This is a genomic window from Bradyrhizobium sp. BWC-3-1 (genome assembly GCF_032917965.1).
GTDB lineage: Bacteria > Pseudomonadota > Alphaproteobacteria > Rhizobiales > Xanthobacteraceae > Bradyrhizobium > Bradyrhizobium canariense_D.
This window is the reverse complement of the sequence record NZ_CP136625.1, coordinates 7,711,649-7,729,284: the sequence shown is the minus strand read 5'-3', so window position 1 is coordinate 7,729,284 and position 17,636 is coordinate 7,711,649. Positions and strand designations below refer to the sequence as shown.

The following is a 17,636-nucleotide window of genomic DNA, read 5'->3' as shown; positions in this document are numbered from 1 at the left end:
AATTATGAAAAGGCTTAGAGCGGGTGTCTGGGGTGAAGCAGAAGGAATTGAGAAAGGGATAGCGGCCCTGGAATGAGGCGTGCAGCCGCGAGTTGCAAAGATCCGATACCGGCTAATCTTGATGCGAGGCTGCGAAGAAAGCCCATACAATGAGGAAAAAGTGCATTCTCTTCGCGTTTTGGCAGGAACAATGCAGCGAATTCGTATCGAGTGACTGCGAGGCAGGTCGCTGCTCTCGCCCTATGGCGCGCCGCGAGGCCTTTCATGCGCAATCACGACCTTGTCTCAGCTAGCCTCTTTGGCACTAACGGCCGCGGGGTTCGCTCTGCTCTAGTCTGCTCGCATTTGTGTTCATTTAATAGTCGCGATCAAGCCTTCTCCGATTCGGCATGGTTTTGAAGCCACGCACGCCGACTCACATCTGCTCCACTAACTCCGGCACCCTAGGTCAAGTGGTCACAAAATATCGTCCCACGATCATGTCCCTCTTTAATGCGTCCGGGGCAGAGGTAAAATCCGTTGGAAAGCCGAAGAAAGCAGCCCCCGGCCCGACTCGCCAGAGGAATACAAAGATCTGGCGATGCTGCTCACCGACCCGGCCCCGTCTATCTGATCCTGGCTAGTGTGGCCGATCGAAGTGCGCAAGCGAGGGCCGATTCAAGATCACGATTTCGCGTTGCATATTGCCGATGAAGTCGAGAATGCCAGTTTTGTGCAATAGGGACACCGCTCGTGACACGGTTTCGAGCGTCAAGCCAAGGTAATCGGCTATATCGCGACGAGACATTGGGAGCGACATGACGGCAGCGGCAGTGAGCCGCTCATCCATTTCAAGTAAGACTGCCGCAATCCTTTCGTGTGAGTTTTTCCGTCCCAGCAGCAACATATGATCCTCCGCATGCTGCAGGTGTTTGGTTGTTTAGGCCAAGCAGATTGCGAAAGACTGCTGCGTCGCTCTCGGCGGCGATTTCAAGACTTTCGCGTCTGATTAGATGAACTGTGCTCTCGACGACTGCTTCTGTCGTGAATCGATGTAGATTGCCGTTCTCGAGCCCGAAAATATCGCCGGCCAAATGAAACGCACCGATCTGACGTCGGCCGTCCGAGAGCAGCTTGTAACTTCGCACCGCCCCGCGTTTGACCTGATAAACATACTGGGCTGTCTCTTTCTCACCGTAGATCTCTCGACCCTTCTTGTAAGTGAGTTCGCTAAGATGATTACCGAGGTGCTTGCCAAACCTTCAGAATATTACGACCGAAGAGCGCTGGTTGCTGAAGTACTCGCAACGGGCTGACGTGAAGATGGTCGGAGTTTGGGATACGGTCGGCTCGCTCAGCCTCAAGGCGTTCAGCATCGAGGGGATTAGCAGGTCGACCTTCGATTTCCTCGAAACAGGGCTTCGGATTCACATCCTCAATGGATACCATGCGCTCGCCATCGATGAACATCGCGGCGAGTTCGCGCCGACGCTCTGGGACGTCCGGCGTCCGAAGGACCCGAATGCCGTCATCGCGGCTCCTAGGCCCATCTCTAGCGTCGAGCAACGCTGGTTCGTCGGCGCGCACGCCAACGTTGGAGGCGGATATTCTCGACGCCATTGTCTCGGAGCGGTCTGCGGGCGATTACTACGAAGCGACGCGAGCAAGCAGTAGAATACGTAGGAACACGAGCCCGAGAATGGGCCGCGGTAGCGGCAAGAAATCGCACCAAGACGTCGCCCGTCTTGCAGATAAGCACACTCGTCGAAGGCGCGATCTTGGAAGCCTTCGCTGGTGTCAATCACGCCCGGCCGCCGACCGCGCGGTACCATCGCTCTCATGCTGATGCAGGCCGTCAATGCCGCTAAGTGTTGCGCCCGTTTCCAGCTGTCGGCACTTGTCTGGACCAACTCGTCCGGATCGGGAACCTGCGTCCGGCTCTGGGCGGCCGCTCAGATCAGTTGGACTTCCCAAGTGTTTCCCTTGAAGCAGCTCTCGAAGGCGATCGATGCGCGCGATCCGGAAGGCGTCGGACGGCTTTATCATCAGCATTGGGCTCCTTGCGCGAAGTTCGACGACAAAGACATACGAGCGCACAATACCGAGGTGTTGTCAGCGGGATCGGAAGCCATTGTCACCATAGATCGACTGCGGGTCATAGCAGTATCTCGCAACAAGCGTGGGAAATAACGCGCCGGTCAACCGCCGGCGACGAAAGACGACGCACGCACGCCAATTCGAAATCGTTCCGTCGCGCTAGCTGCCGCCGCCGTGGAATTTAAGCACGCGATCGGCCATCCGCGCATGCGGAAATCCGTCAAGAAAAGAGAGCAGGCGTGGAATTTAGGCGTGAGCACGCGGCTGGCCGCATTAATCGCTACCGAAATGGGCGCTACGGTCAGATCAAACGCCAAGACCGAGATCACGCGGAGTTCCTCCAGCCAAAGGGTGATCGAAATGTCAACTGACGGCAGCCTCGTGCTGAACAGCGGCCAAGAGGCCTGCCTACTTGCGTATCTAAGGAACTGCCACATGACTATTGCAACCCGCGAAGATGTAGACGCCCACGGCAATAGATGGGAGGAGAAGGTCATTTGGACCGGCGGGGACCTTCAAAATCGAAGTGCGTTTGGATAACTGCGAGGTGTATTTCGATGCTGAACTGACTCTGCAAGAGCTATACGAGTACATGCGCAAGACTGCGGCCCCGCCATTCGTGTGGAAAATCTTGCTTTGACCTAGTCGCCGCACTGTTGATGTCTGCAGATCACCACAAGGATCGAACAAATCCAGCCAAAGTGGGCGTTGTATCTGCCGGGCTTCGCGCCTTGCATGCACAGCTGTTTGTTGGCGAACTTGCAAGTGCGGTTAGCTGCCGGAGGAGATTCGGTCCGACATTGTTGCAGAGATCAAGGACGTTGTCCTCTTCGGTATTCGGATATTCGGTTAGACGGGGGTGCCGCCTGCGCTTAGGGCACGGCGCGCTCCGGATCGAGCAGCTCATCGGCCTCTGCCATTTGGACCGAGAGGGGCAACCCTCCGAGTTGCAGCTAGCTGAGGTCTCTTGGTGCGAACCCGCTGGCAGGCCGGCTTGTCTGCTTTCTCCCTAGACTGAGCCGCTGTCGGAGAAATCCAGCAGCGGTTTTTTGGGGAGGGCAGGCCGTTTCACTGACCGGCCTGGCAGGGAATGGCAACGGTTTCGGCAGTCGGGGCGCCCGCATGCCGTCGATCGCTTCTCGTCCGATCAGCGGATCCCCGAGCCAAGTCACATAGCTTGCGGCTTCGGTGAATTGCTCTGCGAAACTCGCGCATCAATTGCGTCCCACGTGCGCGACCCGTTGGTCGCATCTGGAAATTCACTATTGCGTGTCTCCTTCCTTCGTTGGGGCATAACGATGCCCTGGCAGTTTCGAAGGGCAGCAGCCGGCCGAGCCGTCGACGCACCTTACGTCACGTCTCGTCGCGGGTTCCGTTCGGACAGCGGATTCCAAACGCAGCGACAGAACTTATCCATATGCAAGGTTGGCACTTGGCGGAGCTAGCTCAAACTTGCTTATGATCCTTTTTCGAATCATGCGCCGCCAGACTCTCACACGCGTACCAAACAATAATCGCTCTCACACGCAGGAAGCCTTGGCCAGTCGCAAGAAGTTCGAAAACAGCGTGTGTCCGTCTCGAGTAAGTATCGATTCCGGATGAAATTGCACGCCGTGGGTTGGATGATGGCGATGCGCGAGAGCCATGATTTCGGCATCGTCTGAACGCGCCGTCACCATCAGGGGAGCTTCGCAAGCCTCGTCTAGCTCGACAACAAGAGAATGGTAACGGCCAACGTGAAGTGGAGATGGCAGCGTCCGGAACAGGCCTTCACGGTCATGGGTTACGTGCGAGGCCTGGCCGTGCATGGGGCGACGTGCGCGTGCGATCCGTCCGCCGAAAACGCTTCCGATGCATTGATGTCCAAGACAGATGCCTAGAATCGGAACGTGACCGGAGAGCTCGCGAACAACGGCAGTCGAGATGCCGGCTTCCGTGGGTGTGCACGGGCCCGGTGAGATGACAATCGCTCGCGGCCCGAGACTGACGAGATTGCTAACACTGGTCGCATCGTTCCGGATCACCTCTGGTACTTCTCCAAGTTCCCGAAAGTAGCGAGCGATATTGAAGACGAAGGAATCGTAGTTATCGATGATCGCGATCATGAGCGACCCAATGCTCCTGCGCCAAATGCGTCAAAGATGCGTTGAGCCTTCGCGAGTGTCTCCTCGTACTCTGTTCTTGGATCCGACATCGCCGTGATTCCGCCGCCGGCGTGAAAGACCGCGAGATCATCATTGATCGTAACGGTTCGGATCGCGATGTTTGTGTCCATCTGCCCGTTGAAGGCAATGAAGCCGATCGCACCGCAATAGACCTCGCGTGCGACACGTTCTACGTCGGCGATAATTTCCATCGACCGTACTTTCGGTGCCCCGGTGACGGAGCCTCCGGGGAAGCAGGCGCGCAGCAGAGAGACGGCATCATGATCATGAGCGAGTTTGCCGCGGACGACCGAAACCAAGTGGTGCACCGAAGCATAGGATTCGAGGCCGCATAGCACTGGTACCTCGACCGAGTGCGGAGCGCAAACGCGCGACAGGTCGTTACGAAGGAGATCGACGATCATCACGTTTTCGGCACGGTCTTTCTCGCTCGCAAGCAGGGCCTCAGCGCGTTTGCGATCATCCCGCAAATCGGCTGAGCGCCTTATCGTGCCTTTGATCGGGCGCGTCTCAACGCATCGACCATCGAGCTTGAGAAATCGTTCCGGCGAGCTGGATGCTATGGTCCGCCTGCCGTAACGCAGGAACGCGGCAAACGGCGCCGGGTTCAACGCGCGGAGTCGACAATAGAACTCAAGCGGATCCCATGGGTTCGAAACTCTAGTGCTGAAGCGTTGCGCGATGTTTGCCTGGAAGATGTCTCCCGCCAGTATTAAATCAATTACACGCTGGACGGCCGCGATATAGGCGTTGCGGCTGAAGTTCGACTGCCATGAGCTTGCCTGGGTAGGGGAGCAACTCTGTTGCAAAGGTGGATACGCAAGCAAGGCCGCCAGTTCATCGGCTCGTCGACGAGCGCGGCTGTCGCGACGTGTGATGTCCTGCTCGGGCCATCCGGTGGAAACTATCCAACACCGTTTGTCGGAATGGTCGTAGGCGAGCACCACGTCGTAGAAATTGAGGATCGATTGCGGAAAGCCTTGGCCCTGCGCCGCGGGAGACGGCAGCCGCTCGAGTGTCGTGTTCAGATCGTAAGAAAAGAAGCCGGCGACACCGCCCTGAAACGGCGGGAGGTCACCGCGATGCTGTTGCCGGTAGCTGGAAAGGTGCGCGCTGAGGGCGGCCCAGGGATCGCCCTCGAGAGCTTTACCATCGCAGCTCGCCCGTCCGTCCGCGATTACGTAGGTGCTGAATGGATCGCAAGTCAGGTACGAATAGCGTCCGAGCAGAGCGTCGCTTGCCGCGCTATCCAGAAACGTGAGGTATGGTCGATCCGCGAGACATCGCAACGCCGTGGTTGGCTCGATCCAGGAAAGCTCTGCGACGTGCATCGGACTTACGAGGCGACATCAGCCAAACTATAGTCGGCCGCGAAGCGCAGCTCCCTCAGTGGCCGCACCCGCCTGATCGATTCCCGGTAGAGCTCGTGCGCTTTGTAAGCCGCGAGCTCAGCCTCATTGTCGAATTCACCATAAACCACGATGTCGATGTCATTCCCGAGTTGGTCAGTTTTGCGGTTACGCGTGACCTCGAGCCGGCGCGCATGCGGGATCGTGGTGAGAACCGACAAACCATCGATTATCTGATCGACATGGGCTTTGCTGCTCGCGGTGAAGAAGACGATGTGACGAATCATGACGGTTCTGGTTGTTCGCGATGAATGTTGCCCGGCGATCTATACGGGCTTCGAAATGGCTGTCTACTCTTAAAATGATGGGTCCGACGGCCGGCCAGATCCGACAAGATCTGGAATCCTCGGTTGACCATGTGGGACGCTCGATGCACTCGAATGCCCAGCTTGGGGCCACTCCGCTTTTCCCTGGCGATTGGGTGGAAAGTTCTTACACGATGGTTGCGCGACCATTGGACGTTCTAATCCGTCCACCGGCGTTTTTTGGCAGGTATTTTCTTTTCCTCCCTCTGAGTTGACAGTTTTATCTCGTGCTCCATAGGAGAGCGTCGGCTTTAGGACGCGAGCCCAGCTCAAGGGATCCTTCAGATGAGAACAGTGGTGGCCGCAAAGCCGCATGACATCCACGTTACGGGGGCCAATAGTCACTATCGCGGCTCGATTACGCTCGATTCGGATCAGTGCACGAGCGAAGGGATTCTGCCGATGGAATTCGTGGATATCTGGACCAAGAACTCCTGGGCGCGAATTTCGGCCAACGTGATTTTCGGCGCACCCGCCTCACGTCGTTGGGCCCTCCACGGGGCCGCCGCGCACACCTGCCAAGTGGGCGACCAGATCATCGTCCGCGGTTCGACCTACCTAGATGAGAAAGAGATCGCTCCGCTGAGACCAAGAATCCTCGCCTTCGATCGCGACAAATGCATTGCCGATCGCATGACCTATCCGGTCACTCGCGATCGTACCGATCGATATTGCTTCGAGACACTAGGTGAGGCAGGCGACGTGAAACCTATACCACTTCGATGCGCGGAATCGAACTAAGACCGGCTGACGAAACAGGGGGCGAGCATGAGCCACACCTCAGAAGCCACGGGCGAGCGAGTCACGCTACCAGGGCTGCAACGGTGGAAGGAGGAGGGGCGGCGCCTCGTGATGACGACCGCCTATGATGCGGTTACGGCCCGCATTGCGGATCCGATCGTCGATATGATCCTTGTCGGAGACAGCGTCGGGAACGTCTGCCTCGGGTTCGACAACACGCTGCCGGTCAGCATGGCGATGATGAATCACCATGTCGATGCGGTCGCGCGTGTGAAACCTCAAGCCTTGCTCGTGGCCGATATGCCATTTCTGAGCTTTCACCTCAGTCCGGAGGACACGATACGCAACGCCGGAGGTTTCTTGCAGCGTGGCGCCGACGCCGTAAAACTCGAGGGCGGATCCAAACGCGTCGAATTGATACGTGCGCTGGTCGACTGCGAGATTCCCGTGATGGGTCATCTCGGCCTGACCCCGCAAAGCGTGAATGTAATGGGTGGATTCAAGGTGCAGGGGCGCAAGGCCGATGACGCCTTGCGCCTGCTCGACGACGCTCATCGCCTGCAGGAGGCCGGCTGCTTCGCTCTGGTCCTGGAGGGCATCCCGGCCGAGCTCGCCGCGCGAGCGACGGAAACTCTGACCATACCTACCATCGGGATTGGCGCCGGTCCTGGTTGCTCCGGGCAGGTATTGGTGTTCCACGACGTGCTTGGCTTAATTGAAGGCCACGTCCCAAAATTCGTTCGTACCTACGCCGATGGGTTTCGAGTGTTGCAGGAGGCGCTGTCGCGTTGGGTTGCCGATGTCCGCAACGGCACATTCCCGGCACCGCAGGAGGCTTATCGGCTTCCCGAAGGCATGGCTGAGACGATCGCAAACTGGACGCCTTCCAACCGAACCCGATGCGAAGCGTAACAATGCGGACAATCACGGCGGTCGGCGAGCTTCGCCGCGCTCTCACGGAGCCTCGCCGAGTCGACAAACGTGTCGGATTTGTACCGACAATGGGCTATCTGCATGACGGCCACCTGGCGCTTATCGAGGCCAGCCATGCGCAATGCGACGTCACCGTGGTCAGTATATTCATCAATCCCACTCAGTTCGGGCCGAACGAGGATCTCAGCACTTATCCGCGCGACTTCGAGCGCGATGAAAAGCTGTGCCGCGACGCCGGTGTTGCGATCGTCTTCGCGCCCTCCGCGCGGGAAGTCTATCCGGATCAATTCGAGACCTTCGTCGAACCGGGCGAGCTCGCGAAGCCGCTCTGCGGAGCTTTCAGGCCAGGACATTTTCGCGGGGTCGCGACGGTCGTAAGCAAGCTGTTCAATATGGTACAGCCCGACGTCGCGTTCTTCGGGCAAAAGGACTTTGAGCAGTGCGCGGTTGTGCGCCGGATGGCCATTGATCTCAATCTTCCGATCGACATCGTTACCGTGCCGACCGTCCGGGAAGCGGACCGTCTCGCAATGAGCAGCCGCAACCGGTATCTCGGCGAGGAAGACCGAGGGCGGGCCCTCGCCATAAGTCGTGGCCTATTCGCCGCGGCGGAGGAGTTCGGCTTGGGGGAGCGGAACGCGGACAAGCTGATTGCAATCGCCAAGAGGCATTTGGAAACGGTCGATCGCCTACAGTACCTTGAGCTCGTCGACGCCGACACGCTCAAGCCCGCCCTTAGTCCGCTGTACCGCCCCGCGGCACTGTGCGTGGCGGCATATGTCGGCTCGACGAGGCTTATCGACAACGTGATACTTCAGCCAACTCCGTAGCGCGGGTGGGGCGAAGGAAGCGTCTTGATTGAAGCTCGGCACGCGCGAAATGCCGGCCCGATCGACCGTCGTTTGCGACAATCATGCAGTGAGTTGGAAAGATCTAGACCAGGGCGTCTGGCCAAGCGACGTAGTGCGAAAATTGCGGGTAACCACGCCATAGAAGGTCAGCGAGCTCTCGCTCATGGTCTCCCGTCGCACGAAAAGCGGCGCGATCGTCCAGCGATGCGCAGAATTTCGGCCGGGCAATCCTCTACATTGAAGAACTTCGGCTACCGAGCTCACTAAGAATGCGACGGAATAAGAGCTGCAACGCAACTGAGGTCTCGTGCCACTTGGAGGCAGCAAGCCGAGGAATCCAAATTTCTTCAGGCCATTCATCCGACGCCGAGTTCTTTTGGTCGTGCGGCTTGGTTCGAATAATGCTGTCCGTGCGCGCAAGTCGCGTGTCTGTCTACGAGAGTGGTTCTAGGAATCAGCACCGCATCATCAGAAGAACGAAGCGTTGATTTGGATTGTCGCGGATCCGAGGGACATGCCGGCCATTCCAGGTCGAAATTCCAGTGTACCCGCTCGATAGCTCCCCTCAATGAAAGCGGTCGATCGAGATAGCAGTGAGGGCGTGTCGACATCGTAGCCGCCAAGCCTAAGTGTATCGGTGTGCGCACGAAATAGAGAAGGAGTATTGACCATGGAAGAGCGTGTTCCGACCACCGCGTTGCCAGCAAACAGCTGGGTGCCAGCGCATGATGCAAGTCCCGCCGTCAAAGGCATTCACGCGATGCTGCACCCGCGCAACATTGTACTGGTCGGCGCCACCGACAAGCCGGGCAATTATGCCGAGCGCATTTGGAATAATCTCATCAAGTACAAGTATCATGGGGGCCTTTACCCTATAAATGCACGGAGAGACGTGGTCTGGGGAGTGACTTGTTACAGGGATTTTGCTTCCCTTCCGGAACAGCCGGACCATGTGCTCGTGCTGGTTCCGGCGCGTTTCGTGGTTCAAGTCGTGCGGGATGCTGCCGCGGCAGGCGCGCGGTCGGCAACGATCGTCACATCGGGCTTCAGCGAGCTGCAGGACGAGGAGAGTCAGCGGCTTGCCGCCGAACTCAACGTCGCGGTGCGTGAGACAGGAATTGCAATAACAGGCCCAAATTGTCTCGGCAATCTGAGTGCGGGTGAAAGGCTCTTCACCAATCTCGACGATCGGATCGTCACTATGGAGCAGGGGGCGGTCGCAATCGCTGGCCAATCCGGAGCCATCGTGATGATGATTCGTCAGGCGCTGGAGGATCGCGGCGTCGGTGTCGGCTATATGGTCACCACAGGCAATGAGGCCGGGCTAGAGACCCCGGATCTGATGACATATTTCGCCGCCGATCCTTCCGTCCGAGTGATCGTGGTTTACCTCGAGGGCGTGCGAAACGCTCAAGCCTTTCGGAATGCCTGCAAGGCAGCGCGTGCTGCTGGCAAACCTGTTATTGCGTTGAAACTCGGGAGTTCCGAAGGTGGACGCGCCGCCGCCATGGCGCACACCGGGTCGCTGGCGGGCTCCATCGAGTCCTTTGATGCAATATCGACGCGCGAGGGAGTGATCCGAGTGCGTGGACTCGACGAACTCGTGGAAACCACCGAATGTTTCGTTCATGCGCAACTGCCTAAAGGCAACCGCCTCGCTGCGGTGACGCTGTCCGGCGGAAAGCGTGGGCTCTTGATTGACGCATTCCATTCGGTGGGGCTCAATTTTCCTCCACTCAGCGAGAATGCCAGCGAGAAGCTCGCAACGATGCTCGGGCCGGGCTCTATTATCGGCAATCCGCTGGACGCGGGATTTGCAGCGGTCGTGGATCCATCAGTTTACATCAAATCGATCGAAATCATGATCGACGACCCAGATATTGACATCGTCATCATTGACGCCGACTTGCCGAAGATGCCGCATGAATTGCGCGAACGCAATTTGCGCATCGTCAACGGCATGGCGGGCGGTGCGACGAAGCCCGTAATCTACATCAGCCCGGTGTCCATGGGCTTTACCGAACATACAACCGCCTTGCGCAAGATATTGCCTAATATCGCTGTCATGCAAGGTATGGACCGCGCGGTCGGCGCAATCAAGGCGCTGATCGATTATGCCGCACTCGAAAAGGACGTGCCGGATATTGTTTCCTCTTCCAACCCTCAGGCCCGGGCGCTCCTGGAAAAGACCTTGAATGGTGCCAGCGGCGCCGCGCTCGACGAGATCGCCTCCAAAAAGCTGCTCAAGGCTTATGGCATCCCGATCTCGAAGGAGGCAATAGCGCGGACGGCCGACGAGGCTGCAAGCGTCGCCAAGAAGATCGGCTTTCCCGTCGTGGCAAAAGTGGTCAGCGCGGACATTCTGCACAAATCGAATATCGGCGGCGTGGTGCTCAATCTCAATAGCACAGCCGAGGTTACAAGGGCGTTCAACGAGATCGCCACCCGTGTCAAGAAATCAAAGGGAAAGCCGCACCTTGAAGGCATCTTGATTGCGCGGCAGGTCAAGGCCGATCTCGAGCTCGTGATAGGCGCGTCCCTTGATGCCGAGATGGGACCGGTGGTGCTATTCGGTACGGGGGGCGTCGATATCGAGTTGATGAAAGACGTAGCGCTCGCTGGCGCGCCGATCGATGCCGCCGAGGCCACAAAGTTGATCCGTCGGACCAAGGCCGGCGTGAAGATAAAGGGCTACCGCGGCAAACCAGCCCTGAACGAAGGCTCTGTGATCAAGGCGCTAGTCGGAGTCTCCAGTTTGATCGCCGATGCTGGTGGTCGCATCGCCTCGATCGACATCAATCCATTTCTACTCACTGCCAAAAACGGAGTCGCGGTGGACGCACTCGTGGTCTTGCGGAATGCTGCAAGCAAGCGCGATGGCACCTCGTAATATTTGCATGAGTCGGCTCGATGATTCCGCAGAAGCACCACTGACCAGGAACAGGACATTCTCTGCTTCGGGGCGATGAGTATACGAACAGAGCTCGAGGCGCGAACGTGCGTGTTCCGCCTCAGAAGAGTCATTAAGCAGAAAACCTTCATGTCGGTGCTGCCGCTTTCTGCGAACAAGATCCTTGACCTCACGCATGTGCTCGCCGGACCCTTGTCGGCCCAGATGCTGGGTGATCTCGGCGCGGAGGTGATCAAGATCGAGCGGCCCGGCACCGGCGACGGCGCGCGCGCCCCGAGGGCAAAGAGAATAACAACAATTCGTTCTATCTCTGCGCAAACCGCGACAAGAAGTCGGTTACCGTCAACATCGCCAAGACGGTGGGGCGGGAGTTCATCCGTCAGCTTGCCGAAGACGTAGATGTCTTCATGGAGAACTTCAAGGTTGGGGATCTTAAGCGTTACGGGCTCGACTACGAGTCGCTCAAGAAGATCAATCCCCGCGCCATCTACTGCGCGGTCACCGGCTTCGGCCAGATCGGGCGCTATGCGCCGCGCGCCGGTTATGACGGGATCTGCCAGGCTATGGGGGGCTTTATGAGTGTCACCTGCTACATGGACGGTGAACCGGGTGCGGGGCCGATGAAGGTCGGTCCTTCGATCGTCGACTACATGACCGGCATGAAGGCCTCGATCGGCATCCTGGCGGCGCTCTATCACCGTAAGATCAATGGCGGGGCAGGGTAGCACACCGATGTCTGCCTGCTCGACACCGTGATCGCCTCGCTCAGCCACTATCTCCAAATTTATCTCCTGAATGGCAATAGCCCCCCTGCGGCACATGGGGCAATGGTGCATTGCCAGTTGGCGCGTTTCGCCGCGCGGACGGTGAGATGATGCTGATGGTCGGCAATGACCGGCAGTTCGCCCGGGTATGCGCCGCTCCCGATGCACCTGAACTCGCCACCAATCCGAAATTCCTCAAGAACAACGATCGCGTCGCCAACGGCAGGGAAATCATGGCGATCTTTGCTGATCTTCTATCGAAAAATACGGTCGCGCATTGGCTCTACAAGCTGGAGCAGGCCGGCGTCCCTTGTGGTCCGGTAAACGACTTTCACTAAGTGTTCGTGGATCCGCACGTCGCCGACAGCGAGGCATGCGGGTGAATGTGAAGCACAAGTCGGATCCGAGCTGGCCTTGATCCGCAACGCGCTGACCTTCTCTGAGACACCGATCACAGAATACCGCGTGCCCCGCCGCTGCTCGGCGAGAACACGCAAGATGTGCTGGCCGGCAAGCTTGGCTATCATCAAGACAAAATTGCGCAGCTGAGGCAAATCGGGGCAATATCGGCAACGGCAGTTTTTGCCGTCTTCCATTCGACCCCTTCGGTACTAGCTCCAAAGCGCCGCATACGCATCGCGCTGCCAGCGGTGCTCTCATCGCATGTCTTGCTTGAGTGCAGGCCGCTTTAGGCGCATAAAAAACCTCGCAGAGCCGCCTTAAACGTAAGCGCCATTCCGAACACACGGATTCGAGACGTTGGCTGATCTTTGTGAGTACGGACCTAAAGCCGGACCCCGCTGAACGTGGCATTGACTTGCGTGATGACTGGAAGATCCGGGTCCCAACGGTCCCCCGGACTATCAATCCAGCTGTATCGCCACCGCATTGGCCACATAATCGTTCTCTCGCTCGTGTTGATGGCCGGTGCCGAGTGGCTCCTGCGGTCGCGCGGCGGCCAGCAATGACCGACACTCGCCCATAGGAACTACCACCTCAGGCTTGGCCGGTTGCTGTAGATCGTATGTGCGAATTGCAGGCGAGTCGCATTTAACTTCATCAGTCGGCGCAAGAACTGTCCGCTAGCAGGATGGTGCAGATTTTCGCCGACATGGCGCATCAGCTTGGCAGAGTTCAGCGCGCGGTCTCGCGTAACGCCGCCACGGATGCTGGGCAATCGGCACTTCGCAAAGGGCGCAAAATCCTTCGCATGGGATTGCTCGGAATCGACCAGCCCGGACGGGCTCATGATCAACTCAGGCCGAAAAAGAGGAGCTTGCGCAGAATTTAAGCGTAAATCTGCGGGCCATTGCATTAATCGATATGGACATCCTGTTACTCTATGGCCTCCCAGCTGAACGGATGGGTTCCAATAAAGGCGGTTATCCGAACGACATGGTAGCTTGGCATGGTTAGATTACCGTCTCCGCATGGTCAAGCATGCCGAGTGTTTCAACGCAGCACGCGGGATAAGCAGCAAATGATCCGGTGGCCGTGCAACCTGATGCTGCTCGGAAACGAACAGCGCGGCCCCGGGTGGCCCAAAAGAGCGATCCAACCAGTCCAGCAAGAAATCGGTCTGCCGAAAATCGTCGGTTGCGACTCACATGCAACGGCAGAGCGCAGTCTGCCAGTCACCGTCACCAGGCTGGGTTCGAAGCATCGCCCCGAGCCTTTGAGGCTTGCTAGCTAGACTGGTCCGCTACCCACCCGATTCTATTGTTTCACCGAGGAGCCCAGCGTGAGCGAAGTGGTCAAGCTTGATCGTCATGATGAAGTCGGGATTGTCACGGTCAACAGTCCTCCGGTCAACGCGCTGAGTGCCGCAGTGCGCGGCGGTATTCTGACGTGCATCAAGGCCGCGATCGCCGATCCCGCCATCAAGGGCATCGTGCTGACCTGCGCCGGCCGCACCTTCATCGCCGGCGCCGACATCACCGAATTCGGCAAGCCGCCGAAGCCGCCCGGCCTCAACGAAGTCCTGGCCGAAATGGAGAATTCGCCGAAGCCGATCGTGGCCGCGATCCACGGCACCGCGCTCGGCGGCGGTCTCGAGGTCGCGCTGGCCTGTCATTCCCGCGTGGCGGTCAAAGAGGCCAAGCTCGGCCTGCCCGAGGTCAAGCTCGGCCTGCTGCCGGGCGCCGGCGGCACCCAGCGCCTGCCGCGCGCGGTTGGTCCCGAGCTTGCCGTCAAGATGATCGTGGGCGGTGACCCGATCGGTGCTGCGGAAGCGCTGAAGCACGGCCTGATCGAGGAGATCGTCGAAGGGCCGGCCTCCGGCGGCGAAGCCTTTGTCCGCAAGCTGCTGGCCGAGAAGCGCCCGCTGCGCCGTCTGCGCGACGACGATTCCAAGATCGCGGCGGCCAAGGCCGACCGCTCGATCTTCACCAATGCGGTCGCCGCGATGACCAAGAAGTCCCGCGGCCTGGAAGCGCCGTTCGCGGCGGCCGACGCCGTCGGCTACGCCATCGACCTGCCGTTCGAAGAGGGTCTGAAGAAGGAGCGCGAGGGCTTCCTTAAGCTCGTCGCCAGCGACCAGTCCAAGGCGCAGCGCTATGCCTTCTTCGCCGAGCGCGAGGCCAGCAAGATCGCGGGCGTGCCCGAGGGCACCAAGTCGCGGCCGGTGAACCGCGTCGCCATTCTCGGCGCCGGCACCATGGGCGGCGGCATCGCGATGTCGTTTGCCAATGCCGGCGTTCCCGTCACGCTGATCGAGACCGGCGAGGAGCAGCTCAAGCGCGGCATGGGCATCATGCAGAAGAACTGGGAAGCGACCGCGGCGCGCGGCGGCATCCCGGCGGATGCGCCTGCCAAGCGCATGGCGCTGATCAACGGCGTCGTCGGCATCGAGAACGTCGGTGATGCTGACCTGGTGATCGAAGCCGTGTTCGAAACGATGGCGGTCAAGAAGGAAGTGTTCGGCAAGCTCGACCAGTACGTCAAGCCGGGCGCGGTGCTGGCGTCCAACACCTCCTACCTTAACATCGACGAGATCGCGAAATCGACCAAGCGTCCGCAGGACGTGCTCGGCATGCACTTCTTCTCGCCGGCCAACGTCATGAAGCTGTGCGAGATCGTGCGCGCCGACAAGACCGCGCCGGATGCGCTGGTGACTGCGGTGAGCATCGCGCGCAAGATCGCCAAGGTGCCGGCGGTGGTCGGCGTCTGCGACGGCTTTGTCGGCAACCGCATGCTGGCGCAGCGCGGCAAGCAGTCGGAAAAGCTGCTGTTCGAAGGCGCGCTGCCGCAGCAGGTCGACGCCGTCGTGACCAAATTCGGCATGCCGATGGGGCCGTTCGCGATGGGCGATCTCGCCGGTCTCGACATCGGCTGGCGCTCGCGCAAGGATCGCGGCATCAAGTCGGAGATCGCGGACGCGCTGTGCGAAGCCGGCCGCTTCGGCCAGAAGACCGGCAAGGGTTACTACAAATACGAAGCCGGCTCGCGCTCGGCGATGCCCGATCCCGAGGTCGAAAAGCTGATCGACGAGACCTTGCTCCGACTCGGCCGCAAGAAGCGAATCGTTAGCGACGACGAGATCCTCGAGCGCATGATGTATCCGATGATCAACGAGGGCGCGAAGATCCTGGAAGAGGGCATCGCGGCGCGCCCGTCCGACATCGACGTGGTCTGGCTCTACGGCTACGGCTGGCCGATCTACCGTGGCGGCCCGATGTACTGGGCCGACAGCGTCGGCCTCAAGCACATCGCCGACCGGCTGTCGTTCTACGCCAAGGAGACCAACGACCCCAGCCTCGAGCCCGCGCCGCTGCTGAAGAAGCTCGCAGCCGAAGGCAAGACCTTCGCCTCGCTCGCGGCTGCGTCGAAAGCGGCGTGATGGTTGCTGCCAATCTTCTCGTTATTTCATGTTGCGCGATTGCGCGACGTGGGTGGCCCGAAGGGCTTGACCCGAACGTCATCTCGCCTTCGAGTACGCTGCTCGCTGGACCCTCCGATGCGCATTGCGCGTTAGGGTTCGCGACGGACGTTGTCATCGGGCGCGCTTTGCGCGGGCGAATGATGTGTTGGGGAATATGACCCGTCCCGGCGAACAGTATTATCCCGAGGGCGCGCCTTGGGACGACAACATCGTCCAGGTCACGCTCCCTAACCTATTGTCGAAGGCAGCCGCTGATTACGGCTCGCGCACGCGCTGGCGTTTCGCGACCGCCCAATCAGCTGTACCGAACTCGCGGCGATGGCCAGGCGCGCGCCAGCGGAAATCGACACAATCCACCCAACTCGCATCAGGAGGTCGTTCTTGACCGACGCTGTCATCGTTTCCACCGCACGCACCCCGATCGGCAAGGCCTATCGCGGTGCGCTCAACGCCACCGAGGGCGCGACGCTGCTCGGCCATGCAATCGGCGAGGCCGTCGCCCGCGCCAAGCTCGACCTCAAGGAGATCGAGGACGTCGTGATGGGGGTGGCGCTTCAGCAGGGTTCAACCGGCAGCAACATCGCGCGCAAGGCGCTGCTCCGTGCCGGCCTGCCCGTCACCGTTGCCGGCACCACGATCGACCGGCAATGCGCCTCGGGGCTTCAGGCCATCGCAATCGCCGCGCGTTCGGTGATTTTTGACGGAGTCGAGATCGCCGTCGGCGGCGGTGGCGAATCGATCAGCCTCGTGCAGAACGACAAGATGAATTCTTTCCACGTGCGAGATCCGGCGCTGCTCAAGATCAACGGCGATGCCTACATGGCCATGATCGACACCGCTGAAGTCGTGGCCAAGCGCTACGGCATCTCGCGCGAGCGGCAGGACGAATATTCGCTGGAGAGCCAGCGCCGCACGGCGGCCGCCCAGCAGGGCGGCAAGTTCGGGGAGGAGATCGCGCCGATCACGACCCAGATGGCGGTGACGGATAAGGCGACCGGCGCGGTTTCCTTCAAGGAGGTGACGTTGTCGCGGGACGAGGGCCCGCGTCCAGAAACCACGGCCGAAGGACTCGCCCGACTCAAGCCCGTGCGCGGCGAAGGTTTCACCATCACCGCCGGCAATGCCAGTCAGCTCTCGGACGGCGCCAGCGCTTCCGTGATCATGAGCGACAAGGAAGCGGCCAAACGTGGCCTGCAGCCGCTCGGTATCTTCCGCGGTTTCGTCACCGCCGGCTGCGAACCGGATGAGATGGGCATCGGCCCGGCCTTCGCCGCGCCGCGCCTGCTCAAGCGCCACGGCCTCAAGGTCGAGGACATCGATCTCTGGGAGCTAAATGAAGCCTTCGCTGTGCAGGTGCTGTATTGCCGCGACAAGCTCGGCATCGATCCCGACAGAATCAACGTCGACGGCGGCGCGATCTCGATCGGTCATCCCTACGGCATGTCCGGCGCGCGCCTGGCCGGCCACGCCTTGATCGAGGGCCGTCGCCGCAAAGCCAAATACGCGGTCGTCACCATGTGCATCGGTGGCGGCATGGGCGCTGCGGGTTTGTTCGAGGTCTTGCCGTAATTCATATCGTCACGGCCTAGTCGCGCAATCGC

13 protein-coding genes and 3 pseudogenes are annotated in these 17,636 nt (G+C 59.6%); 10 read left to right on the top strand and 6 right to left on the bottom strand.

Features of this window, described 5'->3' with window-relative positions; all coding sequences use genetic code 11:
* Positions 1-619: 619 nt before the first annotated feature.
* Positions 620-1,214: pseudogene (locus tag RX329_RS37115) on the bottom strand (helix-turn-helix domain-containing protein); the annotation flags it as partial.
* A gap of 16 nt (positions 1,215-1,230) precedes the next feature.
* Here RX329_RS37115 and RX329_RS37110 point away from each other — a divergent pair.
* Positions 1,231-1,653 carry a DUF2235 domain-containing protein gene (locus RX329_RS37110; RefSeq protein ID WP_317245238.1) on the top strand — a complete coding sequence of 141 codons (423 nt, stop codon included), beginning with the start codon at positions 1,231-1,233 and terminating at the stop codon, positions 1,651-1,653.
* Positions 1,654-1,773: 120 nt separating this feature from the next.
* The gene (locus RX329_RS37105; RefSeq protein ID WP_317245237.1) at positions 1,774-2,169 is read left to right on the top strand and encodes a hypothetical protein; all 396 of its coding nucleotides are present in this window, start codon (positions 1,774-1,776) and stop codon (positions 2,167-2,169) included.
* A gap of 8 nt (positions 2,170-2,177) precedes the next feature.
* On the opposite strand, the gene RX329_RS37100 is transcribed toward RX329_RS37105, so the two are convergent.
* The 4 genes from RX329_RS37100 to RX329_RS37085 form a co-directional block, all read right to left on the bottom strand.
* Positions 2,178-2,405 carry a hypothetical protein gene (locus RX329_RS37100; RefSeq protein ID WP_317245236.1) on the bottom strand — a complete coding sequence of 76 codons (228 nt, stop codon included), beginning with the start codon at positions 2,403-2,405 and terminating at the stop codon, positions 2,178-2,180.
* Between the two features lie 1,191 nt (positions 2,406-3,596).
* Positions 3,597-4,181 carry an aminodeoxychorismate/anthranilate synthase component II gene (locus RX329_RS37095; RefSeq protein ID WP_317245235.1) on the bottom strand — a complete coding sequence of 195 codons (585 nt, stop codon included), beginning with the start codon at positions 4,179-4,181 and terminating at the stop codon, positions 3,597-3,599.
* The gene (gene pabB, locus RX329_RS37090) at positions 4,178-5,572 is read right to left on the bottom strand and encodes an aminodeoxychorismate synthase component I (protein WP_317245234.1); all 1,395 of its coding nucleotides are present in this window, start codon (positions 5,570-5,572) and stop codon (positions 4,178-4,180) included. Before pabB ends, RX329_RS37095 begins: the two co-directional genes overlap by 4 nt.
* Before the next feature lie 5 nt (positions 5,573-5,577).
* Entirely contained in the window at positions 5,578-5,877 is a 300-nt protein-coding gene (locus tag RX329_RS37085) for a Dabb family protein (RefSeq protein WP_317245233.1), read from the bottom strand.
* Positions 5,878-6,240: 363 nt separating this feature from the next.
* On the opposite strand from RX329_RS37085, the gene RX329_RS37080 reads away from it, so the two are divergent.
* The 5 genes and pseudogenes from RX329_RS37080 to RX329_RS37060 all read left to right on the top strand — a co-directional run.
* The gene (locus tag RX329_RS37080) at positions 6,241-6,696 is read left to right on the top strand and encodes an aspartate 1-decarboxylase (RefSeq protein WP_317245232.1); all 456 of its coding nucleotides are present in this window, start codon (positions 6,241-6,243) and stop codon (positions 6,694-6,696) included.
* Positions 6,697-6,723: 27 nt separating this feature from the next.
* Positions 6,724-7,608: a 3-methyl-2-oxobutanoate hydroxymethyltransferase gene (panB, locus tag RX329_RS37075; RefSeq protein WP_317245231.1), complete on the top strand. Its 885-nt coding sequence runs from the start codon at positions 6,724-6,726 to the stop codon at positions 7,606-7,608.
* A gap of 2 nt (positions 7,609-7,610) precedes the next feature.
* Positions 7,611-8,459, top strand: coding sequence for a pantoate--beta-alanine ligase (panC, locus tag RX329_RS37070; protein WP_317245230.1), 849 nt, complete (start codon positions 7,611-7,613; stop codon positions 8,457-8,459).
* 691 nt (positions 8,460-9,150) lie between these two features.
* Positions 9,151-11,370, top strand: a complete 2,220-nt coding sequence (locus tag RX329_RS37065) for an acetate--CoA ligase family protein (RefSeq protein ID WP_317245229.1) — start codon at positions 9,151-9,153, stop codon at positions 11,368-11,370.
* A gap of 150 nt (positions 11,371-11,520) precedes the next feature.
* Positions 11,521-12,721: pseudogene (locus RX329_RS37060) on the top strand (CaiB/BaiF CoA transferase family protein); the annotation flags it as partial.
* A 422-nt stretch (positions 12,722-13,143) separates the two neighbouring features.
* Here the strand turns inward: RX329_RS37060 and RX329_RS37055 are convergent.
* Positions 13,144-13,404, bottom strand: a complete 261-nt coding sequence (locus RX329_RS37055) for a hypothetical protein (RefSeq protein WP_317245228.1) — start codon at positions 13,402-13,404, stop codon at positions 13,144-13,146.
* A 492-nt stretch (positions 13,405-13,896) separates the two neighbouring features.
* On the opposite strand from RX329_RS37055, the gene RX329_RS37050 reads away from it, so the two are divergent.
* The 3 genes and pseudogenes from RX329_RS37050 to RX329_RS37040 all read left to right on the top strand — a co-directional run bounded on the left by RX329_RS37050 (position 13,897) and on the right by RX329_RS37040 (position 17,604).
* Complete coding sequence (locus tag RX329_RS37050; protein ID WP_317245226.1) at positions 13,897-15,993, top strand: 3-hydroxyacyl-CoA dehydrogenase NAD-binding domain-containing protein; 2,097 nt, start codon at positions 13,897-13,899, stop codon at positions 15,991-15,993.
* Positions 15,994-16,189: 196 nt separating this feature from the next.
* Positions 16,190-16,374: pseudogene (locus RX329_RS37045) on the top strand (dicarboxylate--CoA ligase PimA); the annotation flags it as partial.
* Between the two features lie 42 nt (positions 16,375-16,416).
* Entirely contained in the window at positions 16,417-17,604 is a 1,188-nt protein-coding gene (locus tag RX329_RS37040; protein WP_317246479.1) for an acetyl-CoA C-acyltransferase, read from the top strand.
* Positions 17,605-17,636: the final 32 nt, after the last annotated feature.